This window comes from Rheinheimera sp. KL1 (assembly GCF_001275035.1).
GTDB lineage: Bacteria > Pseudomonadota > Gammaproteobacteria > Enterobacterales > Alteromonadaceae > Pararheinheimera > Pararheinheimera tangshanensis.
The window spans coordinates 44,719-57,267 of sequence record NZ_LAMX01000009.1; the positions used below are offsets into that span (position 1 = coordinate 44,719).

The 12,549-nt window shown below is 47.0% G+C and carries 14 protein-coding genes; 5 read left to right on the forward strand and 9 right to left on the reverse strand.

Going from position 1 to position 12,549, the window contains the following annotated elements:
* Positions 1-23: 23 nt before the first annotated feature.
* Positions 24-725, forward strand: a complete 702-nt coding sequence (locus WH43_RS03780; RefSeq protein ID WP_152342777.1) for a ComF family protein — start codon at positions 24-26, stop codon at positions 723-725.
* Here the strand turns inward: WH43_RS03780 and WH43_RS03785 are convergent.
* Complete coding sequence (locus WH43_RS03785) at positions 722-3,277, reverse strand: M14 family zinc carboxypeptidase (protein WP_053423324.1); 2,556 nt, start codon at positions 3,275-3,277, stop codon at positions 722-724. The genes WH43_RS03780 and WH43_RS03785 overlap by 4 nt on opposite strands.
* A gap of 125 nt (positions 3,278-3,402) precedes the next feature.
* Between WH43_RS03785 and nfuA the strand changes: the two genes are divergently transcribed.
* The 3 genes from nfuA to WH43_RS03800 all read left to right on the forward strand — a co-directional run bounded on the left by nfuA (position 3,403) and on the right by WH43_RS03800 (position 5,859).
* Positions 3,403-3,981, forward strand: a complete 579-nt coding sequence (gene nfuA / locus WH43_RS03790) for a Fe-S biogenesis protein NfuA (RefSeq protein WP_053423325.1) — start codon at positions 3,403-3,405, stop codon at positions 3,979-3,981.
* Positions 3,982-4,053: 72 nt separating this feature from the next.
* Positions 4,054-5,073, forward strand: coding sequence for a polysaccharide deacetylase family protein (locus WH43_RS03795; RefSeq protein ID WP_053423326.1), 1,020 nt, complete (start codon positions 4,054-4,056; stop codon positions 5,071-5,073).
* A gap of 261 nt (positions 5,074-5,334) precedes the next feature.
* The gene (locus tag WH43_RS03800; RefSeq protein WP_053423327.1) at positions 5,335-5,859 is read left to right on the forward strand and encodes an REP-associated tyrosine transposase; all 525 of its coding nucleotides are present in this window, start codon (positions 5,335-5,337) and stop codon (positions 5,857-5,859) included.
* Positions 5,860-5,955: 96 nt separating this feature from the next.
* Here the strand turns inward: WH43_RS03800 and WH43_RS03805 are convergent, their stop codons facing one another.
* The 6 genes from WH43_RS03805 to WH43_RS03830 all read right to left on the reverse strand — a co-directional run bounded on the left by WH43_RS03805 (position 5,956) and on the right by WH43_RS03830 (position 10,840).
* The gene (locus WH43_RS03805; RefSeq protein WP_053423328.1) at positions 5,956-6,972 is read right to left on the reverse strand and encodes a 5'-methylthioadenosine/S-adenosylhomocysteine nucleosidase family protein; all 1,017 of its coding nucleotides are present in this window, start codon (positions 6,970-6,972) and stop codon (positions 5,956-5,958) included.
* A 121-nt stretch (positions 6,973-7,093) separates the two neighbouring features.
* The gene (locus WH43_RS03810) at positions 7,094-7,732 is read right to left on the reverse strand and encodes an SCO family protein (RefSeq protein ID WP_053423329.1); all 639 of its coding nucleotides are present in this window, start codon (positions 7,730-7,732) and stop codon (positions 7,094-7,096) included.
* Positions 7,733-7,750: 18 nt separating this feature from the next.
* Positions 7,751-8,656, reverse strand: coding sequence for a heme o synthase (cyoE, locus tag WH43_RS03815; RefSeq protein ID WP_053423330.1), 906 nt, complete (start codon positions 8,654-8,656; stop codon positions 7,751-7,753).
* Positions 8,649-9,629: a COX15/CtaA family protein gene (locus tag WH43_RS03820; protein WP_053423331.1), complete on the reverse strand. Its 981-nt coding sequence runs from the start codon at positions 9,627-9,629 to the stop codon at positions 8,649-8,651. The genes cyoE and WH43_RS03820 overlap by 8 nt, the downstream gene beginning before the upstream one ends.
* A complete protein-coding gene (locus WH43_RS03825) occupies positions 9,629-10,126 on the reverse strand; it encodes a hypothetical protein (RefSeq protein ID WP_053423332.1) in 498 nt (165 codons plus the stop codon). Before WH43_RS03825 ends, WH43_RS03820 begins: the two co-directional genes overlap by 1 nt.
* Positions 10,127-10,840 (reverse strand): SURF1 family protein, encoded by a 714-nt coding sequence (locus WH43_RS03830; protein WP_053423333.1) that lies wholly within the window; start codon positions 10,838-10,840, stop codon positions 10,127-10,129.
* A 27-nt stretch (positions 10,841-10,867) separates the two neighbouring features.
* On the opposite strand from WH43_RS03830, the gene WH43_RS03835 reads away from it, so the two are divergent.
* The gene (locus WH43_RS03835; RefSeq protein WP_053423414.1) at positions 10,868-11,077 is read left to right on the forward strand and encodes a DUF2909 domain-containing protein; all 210 of its coding nucleotides are present in this window, start codon (positions 10,868-10,870) and stop codon (positions 11,075-11,077) included.
* A 31-nt stretch (positions 11,078-11,108) separates the two neighbouring features.
* On the opposite strand, the gene WH43_RS03840 is transcribed toward WH43_RS03835, so the two are convergent.
* Together WH43_RS03840 and WH43_RS03845 are read right to left on the reverse strand one after the other, a co-directional pair.
* On the reverse strand, positions 11,109-11,990 hold the full coding sequence (locus WH43_RS03840) for a cytochrome c oxidase subunit 3 (RefSeq protein WP_053423334.1): 882 nt from the start codon (positions 11,988-11,990) through the stop codon (positions 11,109-11,111).
* Positions 11,983-12,546 carry a cytochrome c oxidase assembly protein gene (locus WH43_RS03845; protein ID WP_053423335.1) on the reverse strand — a complete coding sequence of 188 codons (564 nt, stop codon included), beginning with the start codon at positions 12,544-12,546 and terminating at the stop codon, positions 11,983-11,985. Before WH43_RS03845 ends, WH43_RS03840 begins: the two co-directional genes overlap by 8 nt.
* Between the last annotated feature and the right edge of the window lie 3 nt (positions 12,547-12,549).

Consider the following 12,549-nt stretch of genomic DNA (forward strand, 5'->3'; position numbering starts at 1 on the left):
CTTTTATCAAAGCAGGGATGCTGATGCAAGCGACTTTATGGCAGCAACTGGTGCATAGACTGGCACCCAATTGTTGTTTGTGGTGTCAGATGCAGGTGCAGCAGCCGCAAACCCAGCTTTGTGATTTTTGCCATGCGCATTTACCCAGTCTGGATTTAAGCTGGGTTGACCAGAATGCGTTGCTATTACCACAAGTCGCACAAGGTTTAAAACGCCCTAAATTTGACAGTCTTTATAGCTTAAGTTGGTACAGGCAACCTTATCGGCACTGGATCAGTCAGTGGAAGTTTCAACAGCATCATGCTGCAGGTGAGTTGTTATGCCAGTTGCTGTATCAGCGCGCTGTACTTTATCAACAGCAAGGCGGGCCATTGCCGGACTGCATCAGCTATACGCCGGTATCCAACCAAAGATTACAGGAAAGAGGCTTTAATCAGGCCAAACTACTGGCGCAGCAGCTTGCCAGGGCCTGGCACAGGCCTTGTGTCAGCTTATTTCAGAGCCCGGATTTAGTGCCTCATCAGATTGGACTCAAGCGCAAAGAGCGATTGGCGAATTTAAAAGGAAAAATTCAGCTGCAGGAACGCCCTCTGCCTGCTCATATCACATTAGTAGATGATGTGATCACCACAGGAGCCACGCTGGATTATCTGAGCGCTTTGCTCAAAGCCAAAGGAGTCCAGACCGTCAGCGTCTGGACTCTGGCCATCACCCAGGTTTTCTAATGAGCTTCGTCTTCGTTGGCGTCTTCACCTTCACCATCTGAGGATTCGGCGCTGAACATTTTGCCAAAGTACAAAGCGTTAATCAGCAAACGGCTGGAGCCCACAAAGTAACCACGAAACACCGGGTTATCTGTCATGCCAATAACACGGCCTTCGCCATGATTATGCGCAACGACTGCCGCACCTTCAGCGATACGGCTGACGTATTCAGGTGCTGTATAACCCGCCAATTGAGGTTTATCAGTGTACAAAGCCACATTGATAAAAGGCTCTTCACTGGGCGCTAATAAAAAAGTGCCGTTTTTAAACACAGGCAGGTTTTTATTCGACAGACCAAAAGTTAAAGGATGACTTAAATCCAGTTGGGTTTGATAAATAGCACCGGCAATGCGACGCTGACCAGCCAGACTTTCTTTATCGGCATAACTTAAACCTTGATCAGCAATCAGCATACTCATATCGGCTGAGTTCCAGGCTTTAGCTTTTAGCAAACCAGAGCGCACCAGAAATGCTGCGCCGCCCTTATGGCCCCATAACACGCCACCTTGTTTCGCCCATTGATTCAGCAATTGCTGCTCTTTTTGCTGCAAGCTGTTGTAACTGCCATCCGGCAAAATGATATGAGTGTAGCGGGATAAATCGACCCGACCTAAACGCTGTGGTTCGATTAAACTTGGCGATACCCCCGCCAGTTTTTCCAGATTAAACCAAACTTCGCCTGCCTCAGTGGAATTGACATCAGGGCCAGCTACCAGCAGCACATTTGGCTTAGTCACAGGCACAAAACCATTACTGCCTAAATCCTGGCCCTTGGCGGTTAAACCCGAAGTAAGGGCAGTGATAGCTAACCCTGCTTTTTGCTGAGCTTTACCTAAAAGCTCAAACCAGTTGTTGTGCTGCTGTAAACCCGCGGCAATGATGATAGCTCCGGCACTAAAAGCTTGTTCTCCATCCGCAGTCTTAGCAAAAAAAGGCTTGCTGGCCGCTCGTAATACTACCCCTTGCTCCAACAGCGCCTGCGTGAGCAAAGGCGCCTTTTGATCGGCCCAGTCAAAGGCATAAGCGTAAGCACCGGCCGATGGCATTAACACGGATTCTGGCTGCGGCAACCATTGCTCTTCTGCCACACCTGAGGGTTTACGGCCCACAGCGCTGAATTCAATATTAAAGGCATAAGGTAAAGTCCAGGCTGACACATCGTAAAAAGTATTGTCCTGAAAGTTGGTCTGAGTACTGAACGCAGCTTTTAACAGCAGATACTGGCTCTGCTGCAGCGGAATATAATAAGCCTGGCCTTTTTGATAAGTCTGGCCTTTGTGCTGCCATCGTTCATTGATGGGGTAAGCTTTGATCTGATGTTGTTTCAATAACGTCAGCAGAGCCTCTAAACGGGTTTTATCCGCAGCTTCAGCGATGACATAACCCTGAGTCGCATCATCAGCGGCGAGGCGCTCTGACTCCAACACAAAAGCTTTCTGATAACTTTGTAGCGCATTTTTTTGTGCTACTGAGCCGCGCAGAGTTGATAACGATGTAATGTACTGATTTTCCACAGTTTTACTAAAAGGTAAAGGCCCGTTAATGCTGTCTTGCAGATGACCACGGCTGCTGGCTTGCTCGAATAGAATACCCACACTGGCGTTGACATCTGGATAGGTTGAGCCTTTACCTACATAAAAATCGTCAAAACTTTCCTCGGTGTAATACAAACGGCCTTTTTTATCCAAAGCTGCGGCATGGTAATCCGCTATTTTTGCCGTTAGTTGCTGATTAGCGCTTGGTGTTAAAGGGTAAGTGCGGGTTGGAATACCAGGCTGAAAAAAGAAGGTACTGTTCGGGCCCATTTCATGAAAATCGCCCACTACAGCCGGACGCCATTTGTAAAACTGCGCGATACGGGCACGGCTTTCCGGATGCTCTAACGGCAGCCAATCGCGGTTTAAATCAAACCAATAATGGTTAGGTCGACCGTTTGGCCAGGGCTCAATATGCTCGCGACTTTGAGGATCAGCCACTGGTGATTTGCCTTTATGCATATTGGCCCAGGTGGCAAAACGCTCTAAACCATCAGGGTTTAAACTTGGTTGGATCAAAATAACAGCGTTTTTCAGCCAGTCTTGTACTTCAGCATCTGTACTGGTCAGTAAATGATGTGCAACCTGCACTGAGGCATTAGGGCCACTGGATTCATTGCCATGCACACCATATCCCAGCCAGACGATCAGTGGCAAATCATCGGCCAGTTCAGTACCAGTCGACAACTGAGTCAGATGCTGTAAGCGAATTTGTTCCAGCTTTTTTAAGTTTTCCGGAGATGAAATAATCAGCTGTAACAAAGGTTTTTGTTCATGGGTGTGGCCAATAATTTCCAGTTGGGCTTTGTCTGAACCAGCGGCCAGTTGTTGGAAATACATCTGAATTTGATCATGACGTAAATGCCATTCGCCGACCGGATAACCAAAAAATTGTTGCGGGCTTTGTGGTTCTGCCATTGAGAACTGGCTGCTAAACCCCAATACTAAGACACTGATGATAGTTGTTATTTTGTACATTGTTCTTCTCCCTTTCTGGCCGCTACCTTAGCAATAAAAAGTCCGGCCCGACAAGCGGGGCTGGCAAGGCACAGCAAGTCAGAGTATCATAGCCATTAACCTAGTAATTTAGTCAGGTACTACCGATGATCACCATTTCTGAACAGGCGCAGAGCCATTTTCGTAAGCTGCTGGAAAAACAGGCCGCCGGCACTCATATTCGTGTCTTTGTGGTCAACCCGGGCACTGTTTCTGCGGAATGTGGCGTGTCCTACTGCCCTGCCGACGCGGTAGAAAGCACAGACTTACAGCTGCCATTTGAAGGCTTTATGGCGATAGTGGACGCGGAAAGTAAACCCTTTTTAGTCGATGCTGAAATCGATTTTGTTACCGATCAGATGGGTTCTCAGCTGACGTTAAAAGCGCCAAACGCCAAAGTACGCAAGGTGAACGACGACGCGCCGCTGAAAGAAAAAGTGCAATACGTGATTGATGCCGAAATCAACCCACAGTTAGCCAACCACGGTGGTCGAGTTTCAGTGGTAGAGCTGACAGACGACGGCGTCGCTGTACTGCAATTTGGTGGTGGTTGTAATGGCTGTTCACAAGTCGATTTAACCTTAAAAGAAGGGATCGAAAAAGAACTGCTGCAACGTTTTGCCGGTGAATTAACTGCAGTGCGTGATGTGACTGATCACCAACGTGGTGAGCATTCTTATTATTGATTCAGGTTATGTACCAGATACAGAGGCCACTTGATGTGGCCTTTATTGTATTGATTTCAAAGGAGTTATGAAATGAAACTATGGTGCTGTTTATTTGCTTTGCTGAGCTTTCACATCAGCTTTCAAAGCCATGCCGCTATTATTCTGCAGTACCATCATGTCAGCACTCAAACGCCTCGCTCCACCAGCGTGACGCCGGAAGAATTCCGCACTCATTTGCAGTATTTAAAAGACAATCAGTATCAGGTCATAGGGCTGGATACTTTGCTTGATCAGCTGCAACAAGGCAAAGAACCAGCCGATAATGCAGTGGTCATCACTTTTGACGATGGTTTTGACAACATCTACCATCAGGCCCATCCGATTTTACAGCAGTTTGGCTTTCCTTATACAGTGTTTTTAAGCCCGGCTTTAATAGACCGTAAAGAAGGCCCGGTGATGAGCTGGCAACAAATCAAACTGCTGCAAAAAGACGGCGTTATTATTGCCAACCACAGCTCCTACCATGATCATCTGGCGGTGCCGAATAAAGGCGAAAGCAAAGCGGCTTGGCTGAAACGAGTGAAAACCGATATTTTGCTGGCACAAACTCAGCTGGAACAGCAATTAGGCATTAAGCATAAATGGCTGGCTTACCCTTATGGCGAATTTAGTGTCGAGTTGGAGCAGATGGTGAAAGAACTGGGTTTTATTGGCATAGGCCAACAATCCGGTGCTGTTGGCCTGAACAGCCTGATGACCCGCCTGCCACGTTATCCTTCATCCAGCCAGTATGCGGCGTTAAAACACTTCACACCTAAACTGAAAACATTAGCCTTACCGGTGAAAAACTATATAGCAGCAGACCCGGTGAAAGGCCCAAATCCACCGACTTTAACTTTGCAAATCGATAACTCAGATTTTAAAACCAGTCAGTTGAATTGTTTTAGCAATGGCGAGCCGATTAAAGTGACCTGGCTAAAACCCGATACCTTTAGCGCTCAGGCAGGCCAAAAGCTAAAAACCAGCCATAAACGCTACAACTGCACAGCGCCATCATTAACGAAAAAGGGCTATTTCTACTGGTATTCCCAGCCTTGGGTGATGGAGTAACATAAGTTGTAATGCCTTCGATTACACAACGTTGTAATGCCTTTCGATTACACAACGCTGTAATGCCTTTCGATTACACAACGTTGTAATGCCTTCGATTACACAACGTTGTAATGCCTTCGATTACACAACGTTGTAATGCCTTCGGCGATTACAACCTACAAAACGTAGGATGCATTCGCCCAACGGGCAATGCATCTTGCATCTCCTATTGTTCCAATCTAAACCTATAACTTCATCCCCCTACTTTGCTTTTGCTTTATGGACTATCGGCGTTTGTGGTGCAAAGGTGGCACGTACTTTTTCACTGTCAACCTGCAGCAAAGACAAAATAACAATCTGCTGACGGAGCATATAGATCTGTTACGTCATGCAGTGCGAAAGGTTAAGCATGCTCATCCTTTTATCATTCACGCTTGGGTAATTTTGCCGGAACATATGCATTGCATTATTGAGTTACCAGAGGGTGATACGAATTTCGCTCTGCGCTGGCGACTAATCAAGTTGATATTTTCCAGAGCTTTACCTGATATAGAGTCTCGTTGCTCCAGTAGACAAAAACGCGGAGAACGAGGTATCTGGCAACGCAGATACTGGGAACACCTGATCCGCGATCGAGCCGACTTCAACGCTCATATGGACTATGTACATTTTAATCCGGTGAAGCATGGCTGGGTAGAGCAAGTATCAGATTGGCCTTACTCAACCTTCCATTTGCTGGTTAAGCAAGGCGTATATTCTGCAGATTGGGCTGGTGGGGGAAATGATAAGTTATATCCGGATTAAAAACTCAGCATATAAAACCATAAGTAATGCATCGCGATTGCACAACGTTGTAGTGCTCCGATTGCACAACGTTGCAATGCCTTCGGCGATTGCAACCTACGGCTTCACCAACACAATTTGATCCAATAATCCCAACAGCAATTTAGTGCCTGTGCCTGAGGCTATGGCGTCAAATACATTTTCGGCATTTTTGCCCTGCTGGCCGCCGGCTAAATCACTGACGGAGCGGATCACTATCCAGTCGACTTCGTTAACAAAACAGACCTGAGCTACAGCGGCCGATTCCATTTCTGTCACCTCTGCCTGAAATACTTTTTGCAGCCATTGGCGGTACTCTGCATTGTCTAAAAATACCGAACCTGTGACGCCATTCCCACCTACTTTGATCTGGATTGGGTGGCCGGATGGCATTTTGATTGGATCTATAGTGGCAACCGCTTTTTTAGTCAGCTCAATAAGTTGTGGCGTTGCGGTGAAATAAGGCATTTGCTGCGGGCTGTCCCAGCCTTGTTTAATTACAGCCATTTCTTCAGGAAAGATATAGCCAAAGTTTTCATAAGCTGGCGAATGCGGATCCTGCTTTTTACGCTGTTGGTAGCTGGCTAATGCCTGTTCATAATAATCGGGCAGAATATACTGGCCTGGTTTTGCAGGATCAGGATTGGCATACACAGATTCATCGTGAAAGTACCAGCGCTCAGGAATGGCAATATCGCCTGGCTGGAATTGTGGATTAACAGCGCCAGCTATCCCCATCATCACGACCCGTTCAATAGGGAAATAATCCAGCGCCATTTGCATTGTCATAGCGGCGTTGGGTACGCTGACACCCGTAGTGAAAATAACGATGGATTCACCTTTATAGTGACCCAGTTGATACTTTACGCCACGGATGGTCAGTGTTTTTTCAATTTTTGCGTCTTTAAGCCCTGCAAACGCCTCGTCAATCGCCTTAATTTCCGGCTCATAGGCGGCGACTATAGCCGTCCATTTATTGGTGGTGGTAAATTGTTTTGGACCATACTGACTAAAATCTTCGGCGCTTAAATTAAAGCTAAATGCCGCAGCTAAAATCAGCAGTGGGGCCAAGGCGCTGGATAGGAGTTTTTTCATAAGGCTCTGCTTCTGTGGTGGAGTCTGTCTGATAACTGCTTGTTATGCATAGATCTCCACCATAGGGCCTTTGGCAAGAGCTTGTAAAGCCTGTAGTTATTTTTGTTTTATAGATAGCCGATTATCGGGTTGTCGCCGCTATCACCAAAGGATAATCGGCCAAGAACTGCTGGTTGTTAATCAGCGGCACAGCGCCTGGTTTCATTTCGGGTTTAAACATCGCCACTACTTCGCCCTGAGGGTTTAGCAGCGCTATGCTGGCGCTATGATCGACAGTGTAACGTTCTTCGCCGCCATCATTAATGGCATACATCAGGCCGAGTTGGCGGATAAAAGGAAACAGGTCTTTATGATCGGCAGTTCTGGCTTTGATAGGGGCTTGTTTAAAGTAGGTGATGTACTGGGCTAGTTGTTCTGGGGTATCCCGTTTTGGGTCGACCGAGACAAACCAAATCTCCAGTGGATCAGGTGTCAGTTTGACTAAGTCCTGATACATACCCGCTAATTTGGCCATCGTCATAGGGCAAATATCAGGGCAATGAGTATAACCAACAAAAACCAGGGTCCAGTGTCCTTGTAAATCCTTCAGGCCTATTTGCTGTTTTTGTTCATCCAACAAATTAAATTCGGTTAATGCCCTTGGGCTTGGATAGACCAGAGCGGCCACAGGCTCGGCGGGAGCAGATTTAAAACTGGCTGACAACCATAGACCCGCAGCCAAAGCAACTACAGCAACGACCACCCATAACCACTTCTGCATACCTTCCCCTGATTTTTATTAAAGCGCTGATATCAACCAATAATGGTCCAGCAACAACAGCAGGAATAATACCATCAGATGCCAAATCGAAAACTTAAAAGTTGCCATGGCGGTTTCAGGTTTGGCATTAAATTTTAATTGCCAGGCATACCAGATAAAACCTAAGTTCAACACCGTGCTACCGACCAGGTAAACAGCTCCTGTCATACCGACCAGATAAGGCAACAAGCAGACTAAAAACAGCACCAGGGTATAAAGGAATATGGCACTTTTGGTAAATTCAATGCCATGAGTGACGGGCAACATCGGCATATTCACTTTGGCATAATCATCACGGCGATGAATAGCCAAGGCCCAGAAATGCGGCGGTGTCCAGGTGAAGATAATCATCACCAGCAGCAGCGCATGGGCATGTACTTCGGCCGTCATCGCAGTCCAGCCAAGCAGCGGCGGCATGGCACCAGCTAAACCCCCTATCACAATATTCTGCGGCGTCGCACGCTTTAAAAACATGGTGTAGACCACGGCATAACCAAACAAACTTGCTAAGGTCAGCCAGGCGGTCAGTGGATTGACGGCCATAAATAACAGCAGAAAACCAGTCCCTGCCAACAGCAGTGAAAACTTCACCGCTTGTTGTGTGGATAAACGGCCACGGGCTACAGGCCTGTTATAAGTACGAGCCATTTGCGCATCAATACGCTGATCCACTATATGGTTCATCGCTGCCGCAGCGGCGGACAATAAGCCAATGCCTAAAGTGGCGGCTAGCATCAGGCCAAATTTAGGTAAACCGGGTTGCGCCAGCATCATACCAACCCAGGCTGTCAGCACCAGAAGCGCGACGACTTTAGGTTTGGTCAGTTGGTAATAATCACGCCACTGCTGACTATAGTGTTGGGGTAAAGCCAGAACTTTAAGCATAAGCAGACTCCTTGTTTCTGTGCAGCTGATAACCAATGACCACCAGACACATGACTAAATTGGCTGCCACAAAGTTATGCGCCACCGCATTGGCCAAAGGCAAATGCAGCACCACATTGGCAAGCCCCAAACTAAATTGCAGCACTAACAGCACCAGCACAGCGACAGCCAGGTTCCTCATCAGACCCGCACTAGTGCGCCATAGGGCTATGGCGTAAGCAGCGACCACCAGCAAGGTAATCACAGCGCCGATGCGGTGCATCACATGCACTGTAGCGCGGGCGCTTTGGCTCATCACACCGTATTCGTAATTGTCGTAGCCCATATGCAACGAAAAGGCTTCGTCAAAATTAAGCTGATTGCTCCAACCGGCCTCACAGACAGGCAACTGAATGCAGGCTAAAGCCGCATAGTTAGCCGCTGTCCAGCCACCTAAAGCGACTTGTGCAACCAACACCAACAACACAGGCCAAAACAACAGCTTCAGGCTTTGTTTTACTGCAATCAAAGGTGCAGGTTGCAATTGCCACCAATACAACGCCAATAATGACAGCAGGCTAAAGCCCCCCAGCAAATGCCCCATCACAACTACAGGATGCAGAGCTAAAGTCACAGTCCACATGCCCAAAGCGGCTTGAAAAACCACTAACCCCAACAGCAGCGAAGGTAACAGCAGTCGCTTTTGTTTCAGACTAAACAGGAAAATGGCCAGAATAAGCAAACCTAAAGTGCCAGCAAAGTAACGATGGATCATCTCATTCCAGGCTTTATGGCTTTCGAGCGGTCGCTCTGGATACAAAGCTTCTGCTTGCTCAATATGATGGGCCTGCTCTGGCACTTTTAAAAAGCCATAACAGCCAGGCCAGTCCGGGCAACCTAAACCGGCATCGGTCAAACGGGTGTAGGCACCCAATAAAATCACCAACATCGCCAATACAACAGCAGAGCTAACCAGAACTTTCAGGGCTTTCATTACAACCCCCTGTCGTATTTCAATAATTTATTTAAGTCCGTCAGAATAGCTTTGCCGGTTTGTACTATTTGAGTTTTGTCTGCGCTGACCGGATAGGTCATCAATGCCAACCCATTCAGATCCACCAGCACCAGCTTTTGCTGTAACGCATCAACACCCACAGGATTTGCCTGCCAAAGCAATTTATGCGATTGAGTACCACCGGATTGCCATAACTCTAAATGTTGTTGTTTGCGACCCAGGGCCGTATACACCTGTTGCATACCATAATGGGCATTTTGACAAAGAGTGTCACAATCGGCTTTATCGCTGACATAGACCAGCCGCCAATGCACATCACCAGCGGCTTTGGGTAATAACAAAATTTCTTCGCTCAGCCACTGACCTTTATTCGTAGTGGCGCCACCAAACCAGCCCAAAGATAAAAATGCCTGAGCAAAAGCCAGCGGTAATAGAGAACACAACAAAAACAGCAGCAAAAATTTCTTCTTCGCCATTTAAAGCTCCTTCTTTGACATAAACCAGCCGATCACTACTACAGCCACAGCCAACAATAACCATTGCAACGCATAAGCCCGGTGTTTTTCCGGCGGCATCACCACAGCTTTATAGTGGTACAGATAAGGGGATTGTTGTTGATACAGCAGAACCGGAGCCAATTCCTGCCCTAGTACCTTTGCCAATTCAGCAGGTTCGACTTGCTGCATTCGTTGTGGCCACAGTCCTGTGTCTTCTAAATTCTGGCCAAGCCGAAAGCCTTTCAGTTCAGTCCGTAGCAATGCCTTTAATTCAAATGATTCAGGAATACTAAGTTCGGGCAGTTGATCACGGCTTTGCGGTGCGGCAACCCAACCTAAATTGACTAAGACTGCAGGACCTTGATTCGACACCAGCACAGGGATCACCACGTCGTAGCCTGCTTTGCCTTGAATAAGCTGATTATCCAGCAACCAGACCGCAGGCTTTAGCCAGACGGCTTTACCTTGCAGCATCAGGCCATCTTGTTGCTCAGCCGGCACTGAGGCTAAATCTAGCCAATGCACAGGCCCTTGTTGCTCTGCAGTATGCAACTGATCCAATTGAGTTTGCTTTTGTTCGGCGCGTTGCCATTGCCAGTAACTTAACTTGATCAAAAGCACAAAAGCGACCAGAGTGAATACAGCCAACAGCCAGTTGCGACTTAAATGAGTAACAAAGGGCCTGGCAGTCATACGGTGACCAGCCCTAAGCGAGGTTTTATGTGGATTAAACTTTTACTCATTGCACTACTGCTCTTTATTGTTTTTAACTTATTTCGTGCTTTGTTTCTGATGCTGAAAAACGATGAAAATCAGCCCAGCATGTCGAAGTTTTTAGGCCGCCGTGTCTGGTGGTCGGCCATAGTCTTATTGTTTGTGATCCTAGCCTTACAATTTGGTTTGATCACACCGCACCACAGGCCCTACTAAATAAGGCGGGTCGGTCAGACCCGCCGCTGCTTTACAGCACGTAAACAAAAATAAATAAACATAACCAAACCACATCAACGAAATGCCAATACCAGGCCGCAGCCTGAAAAGCAAAATGCTTATGAGCGGTAAAATGGTTTTTCAGTACAATACGTAAAAACATCACCAGTAAAAATATGGCCCCTAAGGTCACATGTAAACCATGAAATCCTGTCAGTAAAAAGAAGGTATTGCCGTAAATACCGGAGTCTAGTTTTAAACCTAAATCCTGATAAGCATGCACATATTCAACACCTTGCAAATAGAGAAATGAAGCCCCCAATAAGATAGTAAGTCCTAACATCAGCTTCAGTTGGCCTCTTTTATTTTGCTCCAGCCCCATATGGGCAAAATGTAAAGTCACAGAAGAAACCAATAAGATGACAGTGTTATATAAAGGTAAACCTTGCCATGGCATAGCCTGAGTTTCAGTGCCTCCCGGAGTTTTCAACAAAGGCCAGGCTGCCTCAAAGGCCGGCCACAATACGGCTGCTGTACTGGCATTATTACTGGCACCATCCAGCCACGGAATTGCGATCATCCGGGCGTAGAATAAAGCGCCAAAAAAGGCAGCAAAAAACATCACTTCAGAGAAAATAAACCAGCTCATACCCTGACGAAATGATCGGTCGAGTTGCCTGCTGTACAAGCCGTTCATAGACTCATCTATGACATTACGAAACCAACCCACCAGCATAAAAATTAAAGTGGCAACACCAGCCAGGAGTAAGTAGCCGCCATAACCCGGCTGATCTTTGGTGACTTCATTCACATAATTGCCAGCGCCAAAAGCAATCATAAACAAGGCGACTGCGCCCACTATGGGCCACGGGCTTTGCTCTGGTACGTAATAATGTTCGTATTTTTCACTCATTGTTATCCCCTGTTGCTGTCTGTGCAGTGACCGGGGTGACAGCGTCTACCTCATACAAGGTGTAAGACAAAGTGATAGTGCTGAACTGTTCCGGTAGTGCGGGATCGACATAAAATTGCAACGGCATGAGTAACTGCTGACCTGCCGTCAGATGTTGTTGGGTAAAACAGAAACATTCCATTTTATTAAAATATAAAGCGGCTTGCCCCGGCGATACCGAAGGTACAGCCTGAGCTGTCATAGCCCGGCCTGTGACATTGTGCGCCAGATAATCAATACGGTGTATTTCGCCCGGATGCACCCGAAGTTTGTGTACCACAGGCTCAAATACCCAGGGCATGTTGTTATTCGGACGGGCAATAAACTCCACCAGCACTTCGCGTTTTTTATCCGGTATAGCAGCTTCTGCCGTCGCTGCCATAGTCGAGGTTTTACCATTCAGGCCTGTTAAATCACAAAACACGTCGTACAAAGGCACTAAAGCATAACCAAAACCAAACATGGCTGCGGTCAGCAAACACAATTTAACCACTATAGGTTGATGCTTCAGTGCCATAAC

Excerpts from the sequence above, each read along its gene's own strand:
- WH43_RS03845 (WP_053423335.1), bottom strand. The coding sequence starts at position 12,546 with ATGGCACTGAAGCATCAACCTATAGTGGTTAAATTGTGTTTGCTGACC.
- WH43_RS03795 (WP_053423326.1), top strand. The coding sequence starts at position 4,054 with ATGAAACTATGGTGCTGTTTATTTGCTTTGCTGAGCTTTCACATCAGC.
- WH43_RS03835 (WP_053423414.1), top strand. The coding sequence starts at position 10,868 with ATGTGGATTAAACTTTTACTCATTGCACTACTGCTCTTTATTGTTTTT.
- WH43_RS03830 (WP_053423333.1), bottom strand. The coding sequence starts at position 10,840 with ATGACTGCCAGGCCCTTTGTTACTCATTTAAGTCGCAACTGGCTGTTG.
- WH43_RS03805 (WP_053423328.1), bottom strand. The coding sequence starts at position 6,972 with ATGAAAAAACTCCTATCCAGCGCCTTGGCCCCACTGCTGATTTTAGCT.
- nfuA (WP_053423325.1), top strand. The coding sequence starts at position 3,403 with ATGATCACCATTTCTGAACAGGCGCAGAGCCATTTTCGTAAGCTGCTG.
- WH43_RS03820 (WP_053423331.1), bottom strand. The coding sequence starts at position 9,629 with ATGAAAGCCCTGAAAGTTCTGGTTAGCTCTGCTGTTGTATTGGCGATG.
- WH43_RS03800 (WP_053423327.1), top strand. The coding sequence starts at position 5,335 with ATGGACTATCGGCGTTTGTGGTGCAAAGGTGGCACGTACTTTTTCACT.
- cyoE (WP_053423330.1), bottom strand. The coding sequence starts at position 8,656 with ATGCTTAAAGTTCTGGCTTTACCCCAACACTATAGTCAGCAGTGGCGT.
- WH43_RS03780 (WP_152342777.1), top strand. The coding sequence starts at position 24 with ATGCAAGCGACTTTATGGCAGCAACTGGTGCATAGACTGGCACCCAAT.
- WH43_RS03785 (WP_053423324.1), bottom strand. The coding sequence starts at position 3,277 with ATGTACAAAATAACAACTATCATCAGTGTCTTAGTATTGGGGTTTAGC.
- WH43_RS03825 (WP_053423332.1), bottom strand. The coding sequence starts at position 10,126 with ATGGCGAAGAAGAAATTTTTGCTGCTGTTTTTGTTGTGTTCTCTATTA.
- WH43_RS03840 (WP_053423334.1), bottom strand. The coding sequence starts at position 11,990 with ATGAGTGAAAAATACGAACATTATTACGTACCAGAGCAAAGCCCGTGG.
- WH43_RS03810 (WP_053423329.1), bottom strand. The coding sequence starts at position 7,732 with ATGCAGAAGTGGTTATGGGTGGTCGTTGCTGTAGTTGCTTTGGCTGCG.